The sequence below is a fragment of the Flavobacterium rivuli WB 3.3-2 = DSM 21788 genome (genome assembly GCF_000378485.1).
GTDB classification, from domain to species: Bacteria; Bacteroidota; Bacteroidia; order Flavobacteriales; family Flavobacteriaceae; genus Flavobacterium; species Flavobacterium rivuli.
This window is the reverse complement of record NZ_KB899967.1, coordinates 626,954-649,461: the sequence shown is the minus strand read 5'-3', so window position 1 is coordinate 649,461 and position 22,508 is coordinate 626,954. Positions and strand designations below refer to the sequence as shown.

Sequence of the window (22,508 nt, the reverse complement as noted above, 5' to 3'; positions counted from 1 at the left end):
CAAAATGTTTGTACAGTTTCACTAAGTATGGGGTATAAAAAAACTGGCTGCCCGTTAAGGCAGCCAGTTCTTTATAATTTTAAAAGTGCTGATTAAAAACCAAGCTCTTTTTTAACGTCAGCTATTAAATCCGGGCCATCAGCTACTAATACACCACTTCCTGTAGAAGCGTCAAGTACATACTGGTATCCTTTAGCTTTAGCTACTTTTTGTATAGCAAGCCTTGATTTTTCAAGAATAGGTTTGTAAATAGCCTCTTGTTTAGCCTGAAGCTCTTTTGAAGCATTTTGTTGGTAATCCTGTATTCTTTTTTGCATATCCTGAACTTCTTTGCTGCGTGTATCGTTTACAGCATCAGTAACAGTAGAAGCTTCTTTTTCATACTGACCTACTTTTTTCCTAAACTCTTCAACCATTGTATTGTACTCTGTATCGTACGTTTTAGTCACTTTTTCAAGTTGTGCCTGTGCAGCCTTCATATCGGGCATTGCAGCCATAAGGTCACTTACATTAATGTGCGCTACTTTTGCCTGTGCATGTGCAGCCTGGTTAACTCCGGCAAATAATAATGCAGCGATTAATAAAGATTTCAATTGTTTCATCACATTCAAGGTTTTAAAATATTAATTTTTGTTTTTAGTTTAATCCTCTCCCTGGGTGTTAGTGGGAGATGGTGTTGCTTCTGGCTCAGTTGTAGCGGGTGTGCCGTTTTTAGCCTTTAATTTTTCTTCCCGTGCTTTTTGTGCAGCTTCTCTTTGTTCCTGAACCTGTTTTTTACGGTCTTCTATAGCTTTTCTGCGTTCTTCGAGTTTTCTTTCGCGTTCTGCTTTTGCATCTTCGGCAGCTTTTTGCCTCTTAGCGGCAGCTTCAGCATTTTTCTCAGACGCTTCTGTTTTTGCCTCTTCTGTTTTAGCAGATTTGTTTGCAGTTGCAGCCGTGGCAGGAGTATCATCGTCGCCATCTGTTGGAGGGGTATCTGCAGCTTTACCTTCTGTTTTGGCAGGAGTTGTTTTAGGGGCAGTTGTTCCATTTCTTTTGGCAGCATTTTCTGCCCTTAACTGGTCACGCTTTTCTAATGCAGCAGCTCTTTTAGCATCAGCGGCAGCTTTCCTGTCGTCTATCGCTTTTTGGCGCGCTTCTTTTTTGGCTTCAAGCTTTTTGGCTTTATCTATCTTATCCGGGTCAGAATCTTCCTCTTCCTGTTTTTCCTGCTCCTCAAGTTTCTTAACTTCTTTACTGCTTAGTTTTTCACGTTTAGCAGTCCTGCTCAGCCTTTTTACAATAAGGTCGCTTATATCATATTTATTAGCCGCGAAAAGCAATGTAAGGTCTGACGATTTGTCGAACACAAAATCGTATTTCCTCACTTCGGCAAGATCCTGAACAATATTAAAAACCTGGTCCTGGATTGGTTTCACCATAACCGACTTTTGGGTAATAAGGTCGCCTTTAGGGCCAAACCTTTTTTCCTGGTAGTCTATAAGTTCTTTTTCCTGAAACGCTATTTCTTCTTCACGTTCTTCTATAAGCTCTTTAGTCAACAAGGCTTTTTCTGCCTGCAGGCTTTCCTTAAGCTTTGTAATATCGTTGCGCTTTACATCCATTTCCTGCTTCCACTTTGCCGCTTTTTGCTCAAGCTGGCTTTTTGCTTCGGCATAATCCGGCACTTTGTCCAGGATGTATTCCATATCTATATAGGCAATTTTAATGCCACGTCCCTGGGCATTTGCCATAAGGCTTACAAAAACGGTAAGTAGTACAACTAAATATCTCTTCATAACTATTTTACGTATTAGAAAATATCATGCCAAATTTTTTAAAACTGCTGGCCTATGATAAAATGTGTTTCCCAGCCATTTTTTTGCTGATACCCGGGAAGCGGATCAAAGCCATAACCAAAATCTATACCAAGCAAACCAAAGGCCGGCATGAACACCCTAAGGCCAAAGCCCGCCGAGCGCTTAAGCTGGAATGGATTGTAATTTTTAAACCCATCGTAAGATGATCCTGCCTCCAGGAACGTTAGTGCAAATATAGATGCCTGCGGTTTTAATGTAATAGGGTAACGCAACTCTAACGAAAATTTGTTATAAATTGTTGCCCCAATTTGTGTTCCGTTTGCATCTACCGGGCTTAACGACTGGTTAGGGTAACCCCTTAACTGAATAACCTCACGGCCATCGAGCGCGTAGTTAGCCATACCGTCTCCACCCACATAAAATCGTTCGAATGGTACAAGGCCCCTTGCGTTATTATAAGCACCCATAAAACCAAACTCTGCCAGTGAGCGCAATACAAGCTCGTGTTGTGGCTGCCCTGCAAGTTTTGTATACCAGTCTCCTTTAAACTTAGCTTTCCAGTACTCCAGCCAGTTAAACCTTTTCTGGTCATATTTAGACTGGTTTAGTGCGGCTGCTTCAAAATTGTTGCCTACACCATTACCGTTAGCATCAATATATTCTCCTGTAGAGATAGACTCGCCATTAGTTCCTGTAATAGGAGCTCCGGTTTCGTTGCTTAACTTGTAAGCCTGCTCATTTTTAATTGCTTCATAATTTATACCGTTTACAAACGAGTAAGGGAATGTTGTCCTGAAACTTGCACTAAATAACGAACCGTAGGTAGGGTAAATAGGGTTTCGGCCCCTGTTGTCCCTTGTAAGCTCTAATGTATAGGCAAGGTTTTTAGATACACCATTACCAAAGGTAAACAATCCTACGTTATAATTATTTAAGTCGTAGTACTGAAATGTAAGTGAATGCGATAACCTCATGTAATAATCCGGGTCGCTTAACCTCTTAGATACCCCTACGGTTATAGATGATATCGTAAAACTTTTGTTCCTGTCTACATCCCTGCTCGAGTAGTTGTAAGAAAATTGCTTACTTTGAGACAATGACGTAAACATCTGGATGGGTTTCCTGCCGCCAAACCAAGGCTCTGTAAAAGAGAGGCTGTAGGTCTGGAAATAGGTACTACCCTGAAGGCGTAGTGCCAGTTTTTGGCCATCTCCCATAGGTAGTGGGGTATAGGCGCTTTTCTTAAACATGTTTCTTGTAGAGAAGTTGTTGAAAGAAAGCCCCAGCGTACCTATAAAGCCACCACCGCCATAACCACCCTGTAGTTCTATCTGGCTCGATCCTTTCTCTGCCACATGCCACTCTACATCCACGGTACCCGATGCAGGATCTGCATTTTTAACATCCGGGCGAATAGCCTCAGCATCAAAGAAGCCTAATGCACCAAGCTCGCGAATGGTACCTACAACATCTTCTTTATTCCATTTTTGTCCCGGCCTTGTTCTTAACTCACGGTAAATAACACGGTCGTTAGTTTTATCATTACCTACTACAGATATTTTGTTGAAATAAGCAATAGGGCCTTCTACAACACGAATTTCAAAATCAATTGTGTCATTCGCTGTTTTTACCTCTACGGCATTAATGTTAGAGAACAGGTAACCATTATTTTGATATAGGTTAGTCAAGTCTTCACCATCAGGCTTAGAAGGGTCGGCAATCCTTTTTTGTAGCATTACACCGTTATAAACCTCACCTTTTTTAATACCAAGTATAAGGTTAAGCTGCTGGTTGGTGTAAACGGTATTACCAATGTATTTTATATCGCCAAAATAATATTTGTGGCCTTCTTCTACCTTAATGTCTATGGCTACCGTATTTTTTTTAGGGTTGTATACAACAGTATCTTCAATAACACGGGCATCGCGATATCCTTTTTCTTTAAACTTATCTATTACTTTACCAAGGTCTTCCTTATACTTATCTGCAATAAATTTAGACGGTTTAAAGATGCGCAACGGGTTAGGGAATGCCTTAACCTTAGTATCTTTCATGGCTTTTTTAAGCTTGCCCGACGATATTTGCTGATTGCCTGTAAAGTTTATCGAACTTATCCTTACTTTTTTACCTTTATCTATATTAACAACCATTTTCACAGTGTTAGTACTATCCGGTACTACGTTTATAGCTACTTTAGTATTATAAAAACCATCTTTTTTGTATTTGTTTTCTATATAGTTTTTAGTAGTTGTAAGCAGGTTTTCGTTTACAATTTTGCCTTTTGTAAGGCCTGTATCTTTTATAAGGCTTTCGCTTTTACCTTTTTTAACACCCTGCAGTTTTACATCGCTAAGCTTTGGCAGCTCATTAATGGCAAGCTCCAGGTAAATACTATCACCTTTAATTTCATTTACATAAAAGTTTACGTCGCTAAAAAGACCCAGTCTCCATAGCTTTTTTATGGCAGCACTTATTTCTTCGCCGGGTACATTTATAGCCTGGCCTTTTTCAAGCCCGGTAAATTGTATAACGGTTTGCTCGTTATAGCTCATTTTTCCTGTTACGGATATTTCTGCTAAAACATAAGAGCCGGACTCAAGCCTGCTACCATTTTGTGCCAAAGCACCAGTAGTAATAAAAAGGCCAAAAAGCAATACAATGCTCTTATAAAGCATCTTTGTGTTATTTAATTTGTTCACTGGTTTTTCCAAATCTACGTTCTCTTTTTTGGTAGTTGATAATTGCATCATGCAGGTCTTTTTCTCTAAAGTCCGGCCACAAAACATCTGTAAAGTACAACTCTGCATAAGCTGCCTGCCATAGCAGGAAGTTACTTATACGATGCTCACCGCTTGTGCGTATTACAAGGTCGGCATCGGGCAGGTCGTGGGTATATAAGTGGCTTGTAACTAAAGACTCGCTGATATCAGCTACGTTTAATTGGTTGTTTTTTACTTTCTCGCTAATTTGTTTTATTGCAGCGATTATTTCTTCCCGGCTACCGTAGCTTAATGCCAGGGTAAGGGTCATTCCGGTATTGGTTTTGGTTTGTTCTATAACATCCAGCAACTGCTTGCGGGCCCTGTCGGGCAGCAATGCCGTGTTGCCTATGGCATTAAGCCTTATGTTATTTTTTTGCATGGTAGGAATTTCCTTTTTAAGGGAATTCATGAGGATGCTCATTAATGCATCTACCTCCAGCTTGGGCCTGTTCCAGTTTTCTGTAGAAAAAGCATAAAGGGTAAGGTACCCAATGCCCAGTTTTGCGCATGCCTCTACAGTAACCCTTACTGATTTAACACCGTTTTCGTGCCCAAAAGCACGTAGCATACCCTGCTGCTTGGCCCATCGGCCATTGCCGTCCATAATTATAGCCAGGTGTCTTGGCAGGTTATCGGTATTTATAGTAGTTGTTATATCCATAAATTATTGCGAACAGTAACAAGGTTTATTAGTAAAGGTATATGTTAAGGTAAAACCGGTAAATACATACCAGTCATTACTGTCAAGATTACCAAAACGCCTGCCTGCATAAGCGTTGTCGCTCGGGTTGCTGGCATCAAGGTTATCTGTAAATGTGTAACGAGCGCCTACCTCAAACCCTAACACTAAGTCCTGGGCTATATGTGCCTTAACACCTACTGTCATGGGTATGGCAAGGCTGCTGCCATTATCATAATCTGTGGCTTCGCGGTTATTGTCTATGTATTTTTCATCATACCAAAAGTAGCTAAGGCCGCTGTAAATATACGGTGTAACCTTAAATCCTGACTCGTGAAGGTTAAAATCGAAAAAATTAAACTCCATACCGGCAGAAAATTCTTTTACAGTATTTTTAAATTTATTGTCGCGCTGCTTACGACCCTCAACATTAGAGTCGGCATCGTCTCCGCTTATGCGGGCATACGTAAACGAAGCCCTCCAGGAATGGCGCGGGCTGCGGTTCCATTTATACAGCACTCCCAGTGCAAGGTCTTTAGGGGCAATGTAGTTTGTAGAACCCACATCGCCCACATAGTTAGCCCCACCGGCAAAAATACCCAGCTCATTTATCTGGGCATCAGCCATAAAAGACGTTGCTATTAATAGTAAAACAAGGAATATACGCTTCATTAAACGAAAATTGGCTGCAAATATAGCAATATAGATTTCTAAATTGCCTTACAATTAGACATTTTACCGGCTATAAATTGCACAAATGCAAAATATATAGACTTGAAAACGGAAGAAGTTTAAATGTAGTATGCAGGCAGAGGGAAAAATGGTAAAATTAATTTCGTTTATCTTCACCCCATAAAAGCTTTTTACGAAGGGTAACCAGGAATTTTTCCTGCGGAAATTCTACCAGGTTTATTTTAAAGCCACCTTTTTTAATGCGCAGTACCGTTTCTACCGCTACAGATACTATGCGCGAATCGAGCGATATAAGGTGTTGCTCTTCGCGGCTGCTTACGCGTAGTTCTATCTCGGTATCATCGGGTATAACCAGTGGGCGGGCATTAAGGTTGTGTGGGGCTATGGGAGTTATAACCAGGCTGTTTACATCGGGCATAAGCACCGGGCCGCCACAGCTAAGAGAGTATCCTGTAGAGCCGGTAGGGGTAGATATTATAAGCCCGTCTGCCCAGTAAGAGTTTAAATATTCGCCATTAAGGCGGGTTTCTATGGTAATCATCGAGGTGGTGTCTTTGCGGCTTACGGTTACCTCGTTAAGGGCATAATCTAAGTCATGCATTTCCGGGTCTTTGCCTTCATAATCTATGGTAAGCAAGGTTCGCGGAGATATTTTGTAATTATTTTCAAAAATAAGCGGCAGCAGTGTTTCTATATTTTCCTCCTGTATAGTGGCAAGAAAACCAAGGCGGCCTGCATTAATACCTATAATAGGAATGTTTTTATTGCGCACCAGCGTGGCGGCACGCAGCATAGTGCCGTCTCCGCCTATGCTTATAAACATGCTGTAACCCTCATCCAGTTCTTCGTGCCCTGTAAAAACACTAAAAGGCTTGTCGAGCAGGCCTTTTTCGTTTAGTACGTTGTAAAAATTACTTTCAAAAACAATTTCAGGGTTATAGCTGTCAAAAACGCGCAACAGCTTTTCTATAATATCGTCTGTATTATCTTTGTAATATTGGCCGTAAACAGCAATTTTCATGTTTGTTAGATATTGAGGTATTTATCAAGATAATCAGATCGGTCTTTAAGCGTATTCATGTAGGCATCTTCCTGATGCTCTGTTATAATGTCGTAGTTGTAGCGCCTAAACGTCTGGATGATTTCGCTTAGCCCGCCCATGCTTATTTTTACGGTTATCTGCACTTTATGCATGCTGGCTTCAGATATAAAAAGGCCCAACAGCCTGCCGTTATTACTCTCTACAATCTGTGCAACTTCGCTCATGCTGTATTCCAGAGCGCCTTTCTCTACAACCAGTATACCGCCCTGCTCTTTAAGAAAAGGAGTCTGGTCAAAAAACTTAATAATATCGGTAATTTCATAATAGCCCAAATACTTGTTTTCGTCGCTAAGCACGGGAACTAAATTAGTTTCGTTCTTAGCAAAAACCTCTAAAACATCAAGCCATATAGTTGTGTCGCGCACAAAAAACCTGTCGAAGCTGTAACGCATATCGCCTATGGTTTTTTCTATATCCATCAGTTCGGTATCCTCGGCATCGGCACAGCCTATGTAAACACCATCTTCCAGCACCGGAAAATGAGAAAAAGGGTACTCGGCAAAAAGGTCCTGAGCATCGGCAACAGAGTCGGTGGTCCTCAGTGCCTTAATATTAGTATTTAAAAAGTCTGTAATTTCTGTCATGGGGGATGCAACTAAATATTATGCAAAATAATCAAAAATAAGGAGACTACCCTTTATTTACTTTGTATTTTTGTGATTGAAATAACATTTTGCAAACAATATGGCCAAGCTAAGCGTAAATATAAATAAAATAGCCACTTTAAGAAATTCAAGAGGAGGCGATGTGCCTAACCTGCTAAAGGTGGCAGCAGATGTTCAAAAATTTGGGGCGCAGGGCGTTACCATACACCCACGCCCGGACGAAAGGCATATAAGGTATCAGGATGCCCGCAACCTTGTGCCTGTTGTGTACACCGAATATAATATAGAGGGCAACCCCATACAAAGTTTTATGGACCTTGTAATGGAAACAAAACCCACTCAGGTTACCCTGGTGCCCGATGCCGACGATGCCATAACAAGCAATGCAGGATGGGACACGATAAAGCACAAAAGCTTTTTAACAGAAGTAATACAGGAGTTTAAGAATAACGGCATACGTACATCAGTTTTTGTAGACCCAAACCTTAAAATGGTGGAAGGGGCAAAAGAAGTGGGTGCCGACAGGATAGAACTGTACACCGAAGCCTTTGCACACCAATACGGCCTGGGTAATTATGACGGTATAAAACCGTATACACAGGCGGCCGTGCTTGCAGAGCAACTGCATATAGGCCTTAATGCCGGGCACGATCTTAGCCTTGATAACATTCAGTTCTTTAAACAAAATATCCCCGGGTTGCTGGAGGTATCTATAGGGCATGCGCTTATAGCCGAAGCGTTGTACTTAGGGCTGGATAATGTTGTAAATATGTACCTGCAAAAATTAAAATAATATGCTGCATTCAAGAATAGAAGGGGAAGGAAAGCCACTACTTATAATTCACGGTTTTATGGGTATGGGCGATAACTGGAAAACACTTGGCGGGCAATATGCTGCACAGGGTTACCAGGTGCATGCCATAGATATGCGTAACCATGGTAAGAGTTTTCATTCGGATGTTTTTACGTATGATGCCATGGTGCAGGACCTTATTGAATATATTGACGGAAATAATTTAGGCGTAGTAGATATTATAGGCCACTCTATGGGAGGTAAGGCTGCAATGTTCTTTGCGGTACAGCATCCCGAAAAACTGGACAAGCTTGTAGTGGCAGATATAGGCCCTAAATACTATGCACCGCACCATCAAACCGAATTAGCTGCGCTTAACGCGGTAGATTTTTCAGTAAAACCGGATCGCGCTGCTGTGGAGGCTACGCTATCTGAATATATTAAAGATGCAGGTACACGCCAGTTCCTCATGAAGAACCTGTACTGGAAAGAACCGGGCCAGCTTGATTTCAGGTTTAACCTTGCTGCTTTTAATGCGTCTATAGATAATATTGGGCAAGCAGTTCCTGAGGGTAGCCACTATGACGGGCCAACGCTTTTTCTTCGTGGCGACAAGTCAAAATACATTAAAGATGAAGATATAGATTTTATAAAATCTGTTTTTACCAATGCAGATTTTAAAACGATAAGTAACTCCGGGCACTGGGTGCATGCCGAAAATCCTAAAGAGTTTTTAGATTTTACACTTGATTTTTTGAAAGCTAATTTGAAAATTTTACCACATAGAGACATAGCTTAGTTTGCTTTTTAAAGTCTACAATAGATTACATAGATGAAGCTCCGCTTCAATAATCTATGTTTAAATTTATTCTATGCCAACTAACGTTGTAATAACTATGTGCCTATGTGGTAAAAGATTAAATAATTAGTGAAATTCGCGCTCAGGTAAAATCTTTACAATTCACAAAATATTCGCTTCAAAAAAATAAAGTTGTCAACACGCAAACGTTGTATAAAAGCAGAATTGCTAATTCATTATTTTTATACTCTATAATTGGGTAATTTTATTGCCACTATAACGTAATAATTAAACCCAAACCTCATGAAAAAACTATTATCGGCCCTGATATTATTTGCCGGAATGTCTTTGCATGCCCAGCAGGTAACATCTCCGGATAAGAACGTGTCCCTTACGTTTTCGTTATCGGCTAAAGGTGAGCCTGTGTATGCTTTAACGTATAAAAATAAACCCGTTATTAAAACCAGTAAGCTGGGTATAGATACTAAAGATATACCTGCCATGCTTGATGGTTTTGCTATAGATAAAACCGAAACTGCTACGTTTGATGAAACCTGGGCGCCGGTATGGGGCGAGCAAAAAAGCATTCGTAATAATTATAACGAGCTGCTTGTTACACTCAGCCAAAAAGCTGTAGGCGGGAGGTACATACGTATACGTTTCAGGGTGTTTAACGATGGCCTTGGCTTTAGGTATGAATTTCCTGAGCAAAAAGACCTTAACTATTTTATTATAAAAGAAGAGCGTACACAGTTTGCCCTTGCAGGAGACCATAAAGCATTTTGGCTTCCGGGCGATTATGATACACAGGAATACAGTACTACAACATCTAATCTTAGCGAAGTACGCGGCAAAATGAAAACTGCTGTAACGCCAAACGCTTCTCAGGAAACTTTTTCGCCTACCGGCCTGCAAACCCCGCTAATGCTAAAAAGTAAAGACGGATTATACATAAACATTCATGAGGCAGCACTGGTAGATTATTCATGCCTTTCGCTTAACCTGGATGATAAGAATATGGTGTTAGAGTCGTGGCTTACACCTGATGCTGTAGGTAACAAGGGTTACATACAGGCATCGGCACAATCGCCGTGGAGAACTGTAATCGTTAGCGATAAGGCCGGCGATATCCTGCTGTCTAAAACTATTCTTAACCTTAACGAGCCTACTAAATTTAAGGATGTATCGTGGATAAAACCTGTAAAATATGTAGGCGTGTGGTGGGAAATGATAACAGGCAAAAGTACCTGGGCTTATAATGACCTTACTAATGTACACCTTGGCGATCTTGATTACAGCAAAACAAAACCTAACGGCAAGCATGCGGCAAACACGGCGCATGTAAAAGAATATATAGACTTTGCTGCAAAAAATGGTTTTGATGGCGTACTGGTAGAAGGCTGGAACGAAGGCTGGGAAGACTGGTTTGGCAAATCTAAAGACTATGTGTTTGATTTTGTTACGCCTTACCCTGATTTTGATGTACAGGAACTGCACCGTTATGCGGCATCTAAAGGTATTAAAATGATCATGCACCACGAAACATCAGGATCTGTACGTAATTACGAAAGGCACCTTGATAAAGCCTACCAGTTTATGGCAGATAACGGTTACAATGCCGTAAAAAGTGGTTACGTGGGCGATATCATTCCGCGTGGCGAATACCATTACGGTCAGTTCATGGTTAACCATTATCTGTACGCTGTTACAGAGGCTGCCAAATATAAAATTATGGTTAATGCCCACGAGGCAGTGCGTCCCACAGGCCTGGCGCGTACTTATCCTAACCTTATAGGTAATGAAGCTGCGCGTGGTACAGAGTATGAATCTTTTGGTGGTAATAACCCAGACCATACTACCATATTGCCATTTACACGTTTAATGGGTGGGCCTATGGATTATACCCCCGGTATTTTCCAGACAAGGATAAACGCTTATAACCCTGAAAATAGCAGTTATGTGCATACAACATTAGTAAAGCAGTTAGCATTATATGTAACTATGTACAGCCCGTTACAAATGGCTGCCGACCTGCCTGAAACGTATAATAAATTTATGGATGCCTTTCAGTTTATTAAAGATGTAGCGGTAGACTGGGATGCTACCTACGTGCTTGAGGCTGAACCCGGCGATTATATTACCATGGCGCGTAAAGCGAAAGGAAAAGATGAATGGTATGTAGGGGCAATTACCGATGAGAATGCGCGTACAGCAACCATAAATTTTGATTTCCTGCCTAAAGGTAAAACCTTTACAGCAACCATTTATGCCGACGGCGCCGATGCAAGTTTTGACAAAAACCCACAGAGCTATGCCATACGCACTATAAAAGTTACAAGCAAGACTAAGCTTACCCAAAAGCTCGCTCCGGGTGGTGGCGCTGCAATAAGCATTAAATAATTATACTTAGTTTAAAAATAGAAATCGGCAGGGATTAAGTTCGCTGCCGGTTTTTTTGTTTTATTATCATGTATTATTCTATAAAAAAAAGCGGGAATCTTATTAGAATCCCGCTTTTTTAAATTATGACAAAAACTAATTTAGTTTTTAATAAACTTAAGTGTTTTAGACTCGCTGCCTTTATTAACTTTAATAAAATATACGCCGTTACTGTAGTTACCGGTATTAATGGTAAGGTTAGCATTAGAGTTTATTTTTGCAGTACTTACAGTCTGGCCTACGCTATTGTAAATAGTATAACTGTCCGGCAGGTCGCCGTTAGGTATATCTATTGTAAGTTCGCCTTGTGCAGGGTTAGGGAATACCTTTAATCCCTGTAATTTATATTTATTAACGCCACCTGTAGGAGCCTGGCATGCTGTAGAAGTAACAAGGGATGCCCTGCGGGGAGAGTTTTCCATTACGGTACGTATCCTTGTTTTTTGATTTTGAGTAAAAATATTCAAACAAAGGTCGTTAGTGTAATCCATATAGTTTTCTTTCATGTCATTTCCGGGAGCCGTAGGGCATGAATTATAAGTCTGGCAGTTATAATGCTCTTCGCTTGCAGCAGGTGTGTCAGGGCAGTAATCTTTAAATGAATCTGTTGTGTTAACCCTGCAATCATCATTATCTCCCCAAATGTGCCTTAAACCCAGAAAGTGGCCCACTTCGTGTGTTGCAGTACGGCCATAGCGGTTCTGGTTACTATCTGAGCCATAATTACCTTCCGGGAATATATCTTCCGACCCAAAATACTGGTATCCTATAACTACGCCATCTGTACCTTCATTACCACCTATCTCGTCTAAGCCGCCAAGGCCCGAAGAGTCAGGGAATTGTGCATACCCTAAAAGGCCGCTGCTGCTGCCTCCAAAAGAACATGTCCATATATTCATGTATTGTTCAGGATCCCAGGAGGTAGCAGGCTTTACAGAACTATCAAAAATTTCAATACTATTGTAAGTAGCAGATGTCCTGCGTATCCTGTCAATACCATTTGTAAGGTTACCATCAGGATCTGTTTGTGCAAGGCAAAATTCTATTTCTACATCTGCACCCACAGCAAGAGAATTGTATCCGTTAGTGCCTGCCATTCTTCTGTAATCCTGGTTAAGTACCTCTATTTGAGACTGAACCTGCCCGTCAGGAATGTTTTCGTTAACTCCTAAAGCATCACCATTGTGTATAACGTGTACTACTACAGGTATTGTTATTACCTCTGCAACATTTGCAGTGCTGCGTTGTGCCTTGCGCTCCTGTATTTTTTTTGCAAGCCAGTTTTCAAATTGCGCGCGGGTGTCTTTTTTAGAGTTATGTTCCTGCTGGTATTCTTCATATTCGGCAGATGCACAGCGTATTTGTCCATTTTCAGGATTTACACTTTTAACGGTCCTGCCAAAAACCTTGGGTAGTTCCTGTGCATTAGATGTAAAGCAGGTTGCTGAGAAAAGCATTGCAAACAAAAAAGTTTTGCAAAGAGTATTGTTTTTCATTTTGGGTTGATAAAAGTTTAATAAAAAGTCTCGCAAGTTATTATAATTCAACCCAAAGAAAAAAAGTTTTGAGTTAAATTAATAATCAGGACGGCATAAGTTGTTAAATGTTTGCTTAACAATCTGTTGCTGTGAAGCATAGATGCTAAAAATGCCTGTTCACACTATCTTTATAGGTGTCGCCTACAGGAATTACGAAATCTTCTATCTGTATGGTTTTATTGTAAAGGCTTTTAACTTTTTTAACGGGTATAATATACGACCTGTGTACGCGGATGAAATCGGGCGATGGCAGTTTTTCCAGTATACTTTTCATAGAAAGCCTTGCAGTTATGGGGCTTTTACCTTTAAGGTGTATACGTATATAATCGTCCAAGCCTTCTATAAGCAATATATCGTCCAGCTCCAGGCGGTGCAGTTTGTAATCGGCACGAATAAGCAAATGGTTATTTGCAGGTGTTAACTGCCGCGATTTTTTTTCTTTTAAAGCTTTCTCTACTGCGCTTAAAAAACGTTCAAAAGAAAAAGGTTTTAATAAATAATCAACAGCATTAACATTAAACCCTTCTACAGCATATTCGCTATAGGCAGTTGTAAAAATAACCATAACCTCGGGGCCGAGCATGCGGTAAAAATCCAGGCCATTCTTTCCCGGCATTTGTATATCCAGAAAAAGGAGGTCGGCAGGAAATTTTGTAAGGTGCTGTAATGCCTCGTCGGTTTTGGTAAACGTTTTCTCAAGCAAAATATAGTCTACCTGGCTGCAAAAGTGTGCAATAATTTTTAGCGCAAGTGGCTCATCGTCTATTGCTATTGCTTTTATCATACCAGGGTAAGTATTAGTTGTACTTCATAATATTCTTCTACATCAAAGATATGCAATTTATGCTTTTCAGGGTATAAGAATTCAAGCCGCTGGCGGGTGTTGGTAATGCCGTGGCCGCTTTCCTCGTCGGGTGGCAGGCTTATGTTTACATTGTTGTTCTTTACTTTAAGCTCCAGTTGTACATCTGTAATATTTATATGTATAGCAATATTACTGTTTTCTTCGGGGTTAAGCCCATACTTAAAAGCATTTTCTATAAAAGGTATAAGCAGTAGAGGCGAAATATTTTTGCCTGCAGTATTGCCTGTAACGGTAAAGGTAAAAGGGATGTTGCCATCCATGCGAAGCTGTTGCAGGTTAATGTAATTTTTAATGTAATTAATTTCATTGTCGAGCGCTACACGGTCGCGGCCACTCTCTGTAACAACGTAGCGCATCATAGACGATAATTTTAAAATAGCTTCGGGCGCTGCATCCGATTTTTCGAGTGCCAGAGCATACAGGCTGTTAAGGGTGTTAAACAAAAAGTGCGGATTTATCTGGGCGCGTAGGTAAGATACCTCTGTTTTAAGTTTTTCGCTTTGTATATGGGCCAGGCGCTGGTTTACCCTCAAAAAAAAGGATAGAGAAAATACCAGTAAAAACTGCAATAGCGAGCCACCCTGCATAGAGGGCAAAAAGAAAAAGCGTGTAGCCCCGTTAGGTCTTATACCATCGGGTGTCATACCTCCCGGTATATCGTCGGTAGAGGGTATGCTGTGTATATTGGGCATGGGTATAACATCACGCATGTCGGGCATGAGCAGGTTTGGCAAAAAAGAAACCGCAACAAAGCAAAGGGCAATGCCTATAAAAAAAAGAAGGTATTTGTGGGTAAAATAAAAACGCGGTATAAGGTACAGGTAATTGCAGTAAAAAAAACCAAGCAATAGCAGGTATGCCAGGAAGTTACTGCGAAAAGGGGCAAGATCGAACAGTTCTCTGTTTGAATCAAGATCAGGAGATGAAAGTATGGGAATGCTTATAAATAAGAGGCATCCTAATATATGCAGTACGTAGTTTTGTGGTTTTGTTGCCATTTGCGGGTATAATAAACAAAAATAGCTATAATTATGTGTGGGAGCTTTAATTTGAGGTAAAAGCATATATTTTCGAGGTAAATATAAAAGCATCTTTTAATGCAGGTAAGCTAAAATACTTTAATTTTGATATAATTGCATTTTAATGAAAAATTATACCCTATTATTCCTATTCTTTATTACAATACCCATATTTGCCCAAAAGGAAGCTAACAACTGGTACTTTGGCAGGGGTGCCGGTATACAGTTTTTAAACGATGGCTCTGTAGTGCCGCTTAGCGGCAGCCGTATGAATACCAACGAGGGTTGCAGCTCTATATCTGATACTGAGGGCAATCTTTTATTTTATACCGATGGGCGAAGCGTATGGGACCGTAACCATGTACTAATGCCTAATGGTAATTATTTTGGGGGTACAGGGTTGTTGGGCGATCCGTCAAGCACGCAGTCGGCAATTATACTACCTAAAAAGAACGACCCTAATATTTACTATATTTTTACGGTAGATGAACCCCACCATCTTAACGCTGCTGTTTACCCCAACCAGTTTACCGGAGATTATGGCAATGGCGAGACTGTGCCCAACAGCGATGATGGTTTTAATAACGGGCTTAATTACTCTGTAGTAGATTTGTCTATTACAGGTACTAATGGCAGTATTGGCGATATTACTACCCGCAATGTGCAATTGTATACTTATAATCCTGATATTACAGACGAAGCAAAATACAAATGCTCTGAAAAGGTAACTGCCGTAAAAAATCTCGACGGTACCGGCTTTTGGGTTGTAACCCAGTTTATAGATAAATTTTACTCTTTTTTTGTAGGGCAAAATGGCGTTGCCGAAACTCCCATTGTAACACAAATTACCCCAGTAGTACCCGTAAGTGGCTATCGCCGCAATGCTATAGGCTGTATAAAAGCATCGCCAGATGGAAAGTATATTGCAATTGCACACCAGCAAATAGGCACTGTTACAGATCTTGCTGTTAATAATGGTGTTGTTTACCTATATAATTTTAATAATGCTACGGGCCAGGTATCTAACCCGGTGCTTGTAAAAGACAGCATGAACCCTTACGGTCTGGAGTTTTCGCCATTAGCTAAAAAACTGTATGCATCTTATGATGAACGCGAAAACCTAGGCAGGGTTGTACAGTTTGATCTGCTAAATACAAATATACCTTCATCAGAAGTTTTACTGTCTTCAAACCAAAGCTCTACATCATTACAGCTTGGCCCTAACGGAAAAATTTACCGCGCCGTAAATGGAGGCACTGCCATAGATGTAATAAATAACCCTGAAGAGGATGGAGTACTATGCGGTTACAGAACTCAGGATGTGCCTTTGCCGGCAGGCTCTATATCTATATTTGGTCTGCCACCTTTTATTACGTCCCTTTTTAATGCAAATATTATAGCTACCGGCAGTTGCCAGGGCGTGCCTACAGATTTCAGGCTTCAGGTAAGTACTACTTACGATGCTGTTTTATGGAATTTTGGCGAGGGTTCTGTAACTTCTGCCCAGGATGCGCCACAGCACCTTTACGCAACCCCTGGAGATTATAATGTTACAGCTGCTATAACCCGTGCAGGAGAAACAGAAACCATACAAAAAACAATAACTATTAGTGCCATGCCTGTAGCTAATGCCCCTGCACCGCTTACAGAGTGTGACCCTGATAATAATGGCTTTGCCGATTTTAATCTGGCCGCAGTTACCCCAACTGTGCTTGGCACACAAAACGCAGACAATTTTACAGTGCGCTATTTTGCAAGCCAGCAGGATGCCGATGCCATGCAGCAACCGCTGCCTGCAATTTATACCAACATTACAAACCCGCAAGTGCTTTATATAAGGGTTCAGAATAATAGTAACACTAATTGCTACGCTGTAACAACTTTGCAAATTACCGCATCTAATACGCCTGTTCTGGGTAACACTACCTTTGGTATATGTGATGATGTACAGGATGGCGACGATACAAACGGCAAGGCAACCTTTATACTTGCTAACGTTACTGCACAGTTAGTACAGGCTGCCGGTTTTACAACAACTTATTATAGTAGTGAGGCTGCTGCACAGGCGCAAACAGCCGGCAGTATGCTGCAGCAAAGCTTTTATAATACCACACCGGGTTCGCAAATTGTGTATGCCCGTATTGTTAATGATACTTATCCGGCATGTTTCGGGATAGTACCTGTTACACTTGCGGTTAATGCCCTGCCTGTAAATAATCAGCTGGCAGTGCTTGTACAATGCGACCTTGGTACAAATCCTGATGGATTTACACAATTTAACCTTGCCCAGGCCGATGCGCAGTTTACTAATGATAATCCGGACATTATTGTAACCTATTACAACTCTGTAACTGATGCCGAAAATGATAACGATGTTATTGCCGGAGCTTTCACAAATACCTCAAACCCACAGCAAATAGCGGCTAAGGCTACTAATACCATTACCGGATGTTACAGGATATTGCCATTAACGCTACAGGTTACTGCAAATACAGTAGCCGCTTTAAGCCTTGCGCGCTGCGATGATGACGGTACAGAAGATGGCCTGGCAGAATTTGAACTGACGAGCCTTAATATTGAGACACCGGCAAATTCGGTTGTATATTATGCTTCCGAAAATGACGCGTTGTTAGAGCAAAACCCTGTAAGCAGCACGTACACTACCACAGTTTCTAACCGCCAGAGTGTGTATGCACGTATAGAGACAAATAATGATTGTACTGCCCTGCAGGAAATAATATTAGATGTATATCCGTTGCCTGATATAGATGTTACCGATACCGATGTGGTATGCCTTAACACCCGCGATTATATAACGCTTGATGCCGGGTTAAGAGGAACAAATTTACGTTTTGCATGGTCTACAGGTGCTGTTACGGCTACTATTAGCGTTAATGAGCCGGGGGTTTACACCGTTACAGTTACAGATATTACCTATCCTGATACGCCCTGCGGTAAGGTGCGTACCATAACCGTAGTGCCCGGCAATGTTGCTGTTATTAACAATGTTGTTGTAGAAGACCTGCGCGATACCAATACGGTTGCCGTTGTAGTATCGCCTGCGGGAGGGGTAACCACTACCTACCTGTACAGCCTTGATAAGCCAAACGGGCCATGGCAGGCAGAACCATATTTTAAAGACGTAGATGCCGGGCTGCACACACTGTATGTGTACGACAGCCAGGGATGTGGTATAACAAAACAACAGGTTGCCGTACTTTCTATCCCTAAATATTTTACACCTAATGGCGACCTTGCCAACGATTACTGGAGGATTGCCGGCCTTAATGGGTCTGCTTATTTTAATAGCACTTTATACATTTACGACCGCTATGGTAAATTGCTCAGTAATGTAGACCGTAATGGCCCGGGATGGGATGGTACCTTTAAAGGTAATCCACTGCCTGCAACCGATTATTGGTACGTGCTTACCTTACCGGATGGCAGGGTAGTGAAAGGGCACTTTTCATTGTTGAGGTGAATATGATAAGGTGTATAGATGCTGTGGTTGTAAAAATAAGGAGGGACAATAAAATTAACATATTTGGCGATAATTTTAAAATTAATGACAATTATGATTTTGACAATAAATCTTAAAATGCATTTAAAAAATAAATGATTATTGCTAATATAAAGGAAAGTTACCGTGCATGAAAAGGTAAAAGTTTACAGGGTGTTTCATCGGAGTAAGCACAGTAGTGCAGCTACTAACAACTGCGAATCATCCACTTTTGGCTTATCCATAAAATTATACTTAGTTAAAAAACAATTTCCCTACTTTGCCGCATTAACCCCGTGTAATTATAATCGCAAATAATGAAAAGAAAAGTAATAATAGTTTTAGTACTTATATCATTACTAATTATCGACAGGTTTTTGTGGATGCCTGAAAGGGTAGAAACGTCGTGGCTCAATGAAAGAGGTCGAAATTTAGGCGATCCTATTTCTTGTAATCAGGACTTTAAGCTTAATGGCTCTGAGATTATTTTTCTTAATAATAAAGATAGTGTTGATTACCCTACGGTTTATAAGAATCGTAAGGGTGATTTTTACCTCGCAGGGTGCTATTTTGGATATTTGTTTATCTATGATAAAAGTAAAGATGACATGATTATTTATTGTGACGGATAAGCCCAATAACAGCAGCTATATGATACTTATTTTATATAATCTTCTCAACTACAATCCATAAAAAAAGCCTCAACATAGTTAAGGCTTTTTTAATACAATAAATGTGAGCGAAAAACGGGATTCGAACCCGCGACCTCGACCTTGGCAAGGTCGCGCTCTACCAACTGAGCTATTTTCGCAGTCATAAAAAAAGCCTCAAAATAAATTGAAGCTTTTGATACTTTGTACTCAAGGCGGGACTTGAACCCGCACGGGCATTGCTACCCACTGGATTTTAAGTCCAGCGTGTCTACCGATTCCACCACTCGAGCATTGAAGGTAAATCTGAGCGAAAAACGGGATTCGAACCCGCGACCTCGACCTTGGCAAGGTCGCGCTCTACCAACTGAGCTATTTTCGCATTAAAAGTAAAAGAACGTTTCGTTGTTATTACGGGTGCAAATATACGGCTGTTTTCGAGACTGGCAAGCGTTTTTCTAAATATTTTTTCATTAAAAACATAACTTTCTGATAACGTTTGCCTTAAAATGTAAACTTTTTTACTATCTTATTTAACAAGCATCCTTTTTATCTCGTTAAGCTTCATTAATGCCTCTACCGGGGTAAGGGTGTTTATGTCAAGGTTCATTATTTCCTGCTTTATCTCTTCCAGCAACGGGTCGTCCAGGTTAAAAAAGCTTAGTTGCAGCTCGTCTTTAGCCTGTGCCTTAATAGCACCCAGAGCCTCGCCACTATGGTCTTTCTCCAGTTTTTTAAGCAGTTTTTGCGCCTTTTGTATTACTGTTTGCGGCATGCCGGCCATCCTGGCTACATGTATACCAAAGCTGTGTGCAGAGCCGCCCTTTACAAGCTTGCGTATAAACAGTACAGTATCTTTAAGTTCTTTTACAGATACATTAAAGTTCTGGATGCGGGTAAAAATGTCCTGCATCTCGTTAAGTTCATGGTAGTGCGTGGCAAACAGCGTTTTAGGCTGTGCAGGGTGCTCGTGCAAAAATTCGGCAATGGCCCACGCTATAGAGATGCCGTCGTATGTACTCGTGCCACGGCCTATTTCGTCAAGCAATATAAGGCTCCGGTCGCTAAGGTTGTTAAGGATGCTCGCCGTTTCATTCATCTCTACCATAAAGGTAGATTCGCCCATAGATATATTGTCTGATGCGCCCACGCGGGTAAAAATTTTGTCTACCACACCAAGTCGTGCTGCCTTTGCGGGTACAAAACTTCCCATTTGTGCCAGCAGCACTATAAGTGCCGTTTGCCGCAGTATGGCCGATTTACCCGACATGTTGGGCCCCGTTATCATAATTATCTGCTGGCTGTCGCGGTCCAGGTACACATCGTTAGTAATGTAGGGTGTACCCACCGGTAGTTGTTTTTCTATAACCGGGTGGCGGCCTTCTTTAATGTCAAGCTCATGGCTTTCATCAATTTCCGGGCATACATATTTATTCTCTATAGCCAGTTGGGTAAACGATGCCAGGCAGTCCATTTGTGCCACAAGGCTGGCGTTAAGCTGTACCGGTTTTATGTAGGTGCTTATCCACGCCACAAGCTGGTCAAACAACTGTGTTTCTAAATGGTGTATCTTTTCCTCAGCCCCAAGAATTTTTGTTTCATATACCTTAAGTTCTTCGGTAATGTAACGCTCGGCATTCACAAGGGTTTGCTTGCGTGTCCATTCGGCAGGTACTTTGTCTTTATGTGTATTTCTAACTTCTATATAATACCCAAATACATTATTAAAAGATATTTTAAGCGATGCTATCCCGGTAGCTGCTGATTCCCGTTTCTCTATACCTTCCAGATATTCCTTGCCCGAGAAAGAAATGGCACGCAGCTCATCAAGTTCCGGGTGAATGCCGTGTGCAATAGCGTTGCCTTTGCTTATGGCAACGGGAGCTTCGGGGTGCAGGGTTGTGCGTATTTTTTCGCGCAGCAGGTCGCAGGAGTGCAGGCTGTCGCCAATGGCTTTAAGGGCGTCGTTAGGGCTCTCTAAAGCCAGTTTTTTTATAGGTACAATAGCATCGAGAGAATCTTTAAGGTACATTACCTCGCGGGGAGAAACCCTACCGGTAGCTATTTTAGAGATAAGCCGCTCTAAATCGGATATTTGTTTTATTTGCTGCTGTATTTTTTGCAGCGTACTTTTATTGTCTTTTAGGTAGCTTACCACCTCATGGCGAGCACGTATTTTATTGGCATCCTTAAGCGGGAGCGCCAGCCAGCGTTTAAGCAGGCGACTGCCCATGGGTGAAAGGGTGCGGTCTATAACATCGAGCAATGTTACGGCGTTAAGGTTTGGGCTTTGGTAAAGTTCTAAATTACGAATGGTAAAACGGTCCATCCACACATACGCATCCTCTGCAATACGCTGAATGGATGTTATGTGCTGCACGCGGTTATGCTGCGTTTCAGATAAATAATATAGCACAGCACCACTCGCTATAATACCTTCCTGCAATTCTTCCACGCCAAAACCTTTAAGGGAATTGGTGCCAAAGTGGGAGGTAAGGCTCTCAAAAGCATAGTCTTCTTTATATACCCAGTCTTCCAGGTAAAAAGTATGGTGGTTCTCGCCAAATGCATCCCTAAAAGTGCCTTTCTCATTTTTAGAAACAAGGACTTCGCTGGGGCTAAAGTTTTGCAGCAGCTTATCTATATACTCCTCATTGCCCTGTGCTGTTAAAAATTCGCCGGTAGATACATCGAGGAAAGAGATGCCAAGGCTTTTTCGCCCAAAGTAAACCGAAGCTAAAAAGTTGTTCGATTTGCTGTGCAGCACCTCATCGTTCATAGATACCCCGGGAGTAACAAGTTCTGTAACACCACGTTTTACTATGGTCTTTGTCATCTTAGGGTCTTCCAGCTGATCGCAAATGGCAACACGCAGGCCTGCTTTTACAAGCTTGGGTAAATAGGTGTTAAGCGAGTGGTACGGAAAACCGGCAAGCGCAGTTTCGGTTTCGCTGCCTGCTCCTCGTTTTGTAAGTACTATTCCCAGTATGCCGGCTGCCCTTACGGCATCTTCGCCAAAGGTTTCATAAAAATCGCCTACGCGAAACAGCAGGCAGGCATCAGGGTATTTAACCTTAATGGCGTTATACTGTTTCATTAATGGGGTTTCTTTTGCAGTCTTTTCTTTAGAAGCCAATGGAATACGTATTACAATTGTGAAGGGCGAATTTAATCAAAAAAAATGCAAGTAAGAAGCGTATAAATCGTCATGTTATTTACCGCACTTTTTGTAAGATTCACCTCATTTAATTTTTGGGCTAATTGTA

The 22,508-nt window shown here is 41.2% G+C and carries 16 protein-coding genes and 3 tRNA genes; 5 read left to right on the top strand and 14 right to left on the bottom strand.

Annotation, left to right across the window (positions count from 1 at the left end; all coding sequences use genetic code 11):
• Positions 1 to 92: 92 nt before the first annotated feature.
• From F565_RS0106510 to F565_RS0106480, 7 genes are all read right to left on the bottom strand, one after another.
• Entirely contained in the window at positions 93 to 602 is a 510-nt protein-coding gene (locus tag F565_RS0106510; RefSeq protein ID WP_020212396.1) for an OmpH/Skp family outer membrane protein, read from the bottom strand.
• 39 nt (positions 603 to 641) lie between these two features.
• On the bottom strand, positions 642 to 1,778 hold the full coding sequence (locus F565_RS21280) for an OmpH family outer membrane protein (protein ID WP_020212395.1): 1,137 nt from the start codon (positions 1,776 to 1,778) through the stop codon (positions 642 to 644).
• Positions 1,779 to 1,816: 38 nt separating this feature from the next.
• Positions 1,817 to 4,549, bottom strand: coding sequence for a BamA/OMP85 family outer membrane protein (locus tag F565_RS0106500; RefSeq protein ID WP_020212394.1), 2,733 nt, complete (start codon positions 4,547 to 4,549; stop codon positions 1,817 to 1,819).
• A complete protein-coding gene (locus tag F565_RS0106495; RefSeq protein ID WP_020212393.1) occupies positions 4,482 to 5,222 on the bottom strand; it encodes an undecaprenyl pyrophosphate synthase in 741 nt (246 codons plus the stop codon). The genes F565_RS0106500 and F565_RS0106495 overlap by 68 nt, the downstream gene beginning before the upstream one ends.
• Positions 5,223 to 5,225: 3 nt before the next feature.
• A complete protein-coding gene (gene porG / locus F565_RS0106490; RefSeq protein ID WP_020212392.1) occupies positions 5,226 to 5,912 on the bottom strand; it encodes a type IX secretion system protein PorG in 687 nt (228 codons plus the stop codon).
• Positions 5,913 to 6,069: 157 nt separating this feature from the next.
• On the bottom strand, positions 6,070 to 6,954 hold the full coding sequence (locus F565_RS0106485) for an NAD kinase (protein ID WP_020212391.1): 885 nt from the start codon (positions 6,952 to 6,954) through the stop codon (positions 6,070 to 6,072).
• Between the two features lie 5 nt (positions 6,955 to 6,959).
• Positions 6,960 to 7,619 (bottom strand): CBS domain-containing protein, encoded by a 660-nt coding sequence (locus F565_RS0106480; RefSeq protein WP_020212390.1) that lies wholly within the window; start codon positions 7,617 to 7,619, stop codon positions 6,960 to 6,962.
• A 100-nt stretch (positions 7,620 to 7,719) separates the two neighbouring features.
• Here F565_RS0106480 and F565_RS0106475 point away from each other — a divergent pair, with 100 nt between their 5' ends.
• The 3 genes from F565_RS0106475 (at position 7,720) to F565_RS0106465 (ending at position 11,632) form a co-directional block, all read left to right on the top strand.
• A complete protein-coding gene (locus F565_RS0106475) occupies positions 7,720 to 8,433 on the top strand; it encodes a pyridoxine 5'-phosphate synthase (RefSeq protein WP_020212389.1) in 714 nt (237 codons plus the stop codon).
• Position 8,434: 1 nt separating this feature from the next.
• Positions 8,435 to 9,232, top strand: a complete 798-nt coding sequence (locus tag F565_RS0106470) for an alpha/beta fold hydrolase (RefSeq protein ID WP_020212388.1) — start codon at positions 8,435 to 8,437, stop codon at positions 9,230 to 9,232.
• 303 nt (positions 9,233 to 9,535) lie between these two features.
• Complete coding sequence (locus tag F565_RS0106465) at positions 9,536 to 11,632, top strand: glycoside hydrolase family 97 protein (protein ID WP_020212387.1); 2,097 nt, start codon at positions 9,536 to 9,538, stop codon at positions 11,630 to 11,632.
• A gap of 140 nt (positions 11,633 to 11,772) precedes the next feature.
• On the opposite strand, the gene F565_RS21275 is transcribed toward F565_RS0106465, so the two are convergent.
• From F565_RS21275 to F565_RS0106450, 3 genes are all read right to left on the bottom strand, one after another.
• Positions 11,773 to 13,167: a M43 family zinc metalloprotease gene (locus F565_RS21275; protein WP_020212386.1), complete on the bottom strand. Its 1,395-nt coding sequence runs from the start codon at positions 13,165 to 13,167 to the stop codon at positions 11,773 to 11,775.
• Between the two features lie 145 nt (positions 13,168 to 13,312).
• The gene (locus tag F565_RS0106455; RefSeq protein ID WP_020212385.1) at positions 13,313 to 13,993 is read right to left on the bottom strand and encodes a LytR/AlgR family response regulator transcription factor; all 681 of its coding nucleotides are present in this window, start codon (positions 13,991 to 13,993) and stop codon (positions 13,313 to 13,315) included.
• Positions 13,990 to 15,072, bottom strand: coding sequence for a sensor histidine kinase (locus tag F565_RS0106450; protein ID WP_020212384.1), 1,083 nt, complete (start codon positions 15,070 to 15,072; stop codon positions 13,990 to 13,992). The genes F565_RS0106455 and F565_RS0106450 overlap by 4 nt, the downstream gene beginning before the upstream one ends.
• Before the next feature lie 145 nt (positions 15,073 to 15,217).
• Between F565_RS0106450 and F565_RS22300 the strand changes: the two genes are divergently transcribed.
• Both F565_RS22300 and F565_RS0106435 read left to right on the top strand, forming a co-directional pair.
• Positions 15,218 to 18,574 carry a T9SS type B sorting domain-containing protein gene (locus tag F565_RS22300; RefSeq protein ID WP_020212383.1) on the top strand — a complete coding sequence of 1,119 codons (3,357 nt, stop codon included), beginning with the start codon at positions 15,218 to 15,220 and terminating at the stop codon, positions 18,572 to 18,574.
• A 335-nt stretch (positions 18,575 to 18,909) separates the two neighbouring features.
• Positions 18,910 to 19,224 carry a hypothetical protein gene (locus F565_RS0106435; RefSeq protein ID WP_020212381.1) on the top strand — a complete coding sequence of 105 codons (315 nt, stop codon included), beginning with the start codon at positions 18,910 to 18,912 and terminating at the stop codon, positions 19,222 to 19,224.
• A 106-nt stretch (positions 19,225 to 19,330) separates the two neighbouring features.
• Here the strand turns inward: F565_RS0106435 and F565_RS0106430 are convergent.
• From F565_RS0106430 to mutS, 4 genes are all read right to left on the bottom strand, one after another.
• Positions 19,331 to 19,403 (bottom strand) — tRNA-Gly (locus tag F565_RS0106430).
• Between the two features lie 46 nt (positions 19,404 to 19,449).
• Positions 19,450 to 19,535: transfer RNA gene (locus tag F565_RS0106425), tRNA-Leu, on the bottom strand.
• A 16-nt stretch (positions 19,536 to 19,551) separates the two neighbouring features.
• A tRNA-Gly gene (locus F565_RS0106420) sits at positions 19,552 to 19,624 on the bottom strand.
• Between the two features lie 147 nt (positions 19,625 to 19,771).
• Complete coding sequence (mutS, locus tag F565_RS0106415; RefSeq protein ID WP_020212380.1) at positions 19,772 to 22,378, bottom strand: DNA mismatch repair protein MutS; 2,607 nt, start codon at positions 22,376 to 22,378, stop codon at positions 19,772 to 19,774.
• Positions 22,379 to 22,508: the final 130 nt, after the last annotated feature.

Bases quoted from the DNA above. Each gene is read 5' to 3' on its own strand.
- F565_RS0106510 (WP_020212396.1), bottom strand. From the start codon at position 602: ATGAAACAATTGAAATCTTTATTAATCGCTGCATTATTATTTGCCGGA.
- F565_RS21280 (WP_020212395.1), bottom strand. From the start codon at position 1,778: ATGAAGAGATATTTAGTTGTACTACTTACCGTTTTTGTAAGCCTTATG.
- F565_RS0106500 (WP_020212394.1), bottom strand. From the start codon at position 4,549: ATGATGCAATTATCAACTACCAAAAAAGAGAACGTAGATTTGGAAAAA.
- F565_RS0106495 (WP_020212393.1), bottom strand. From the start codon at position 5,222: ATGGATATAACAACTACTATAAATACCGATAACCTGCCAAGACACCTG.
- porG (WP_020212392.1), bottom strand. From the start codon at position 5,912: ATGAAGCGTATATTCCTTGTTTTACTATTAATAGCAACGTCTTTTATG.
- F565_RS0106485 (WP_020212391.1), bottom strand. From the start codon at position 6,954: ATGAAAATTGCTGTTTACGGCCAATATTACAAAGATAATACAGACGAT.
- F565_RS0106480 (WP_020212390.1), bottom strand. From the start codon at position 7,619: ATGACAGAAATTACAGACTTTTTAAATACTAATATTAAGGCACTGAGG.
- F565_RS0106475 (WP_020212389.1), top strand. From the start codon at position 7,720: ATGGCCAAGCTAAGCGTAAATATAAATAAAATAGCCACTTTAAGAAAT.
- F565_RS0106470 (WP_020212388.1), top strand. From the start codon at position 8,435: ATGCTGCATTCAAGAATAGAAGGGGAAGGAAAGCCACTACTTATAATT.
- F565_RS0106465 (WP_020212387.1), top strand. From the start codon at position 9,536: ATGAAAAAACTATTATCGGCCCTGATATTATTTGCCGGAATGTCTTTG.
- F565_RS21275 (WP_020212386.1), bottom strand. From the start codon at position 13,167: ATGAAAAACAATACTCTTTGCAAAACTTTTTTGTTTGCAATGCTTTTC.
- F565_RS0106455 (WP_020212385.1), bottom strand. From the start codon at position 13,993: ATGATAAAAGCAATAGCAATAGACGATGAGCCACTTGCGCTAAAAATT.
- F565_RS0106450 (WP_020212384.1), bottom strand. From the start codon at position 15,072: ATGGCAACAAAACCACAAAACTACGTACTGCATATATTAGGATGCCTC.
- F565_RS22300 (WP_020212383.1), top strand. From the start codon at position 15,218: ATGAAAAATTATACCCTATTATTCCTATTCTTTATTACAATACCCATA.
- F565_RS0106435 (WP_020212381.1), top strand. From the start codon at position 18,910: ATGAAAAGAAAAGTAATAATAGTTTTAGTACTTATATCATTACTAATT.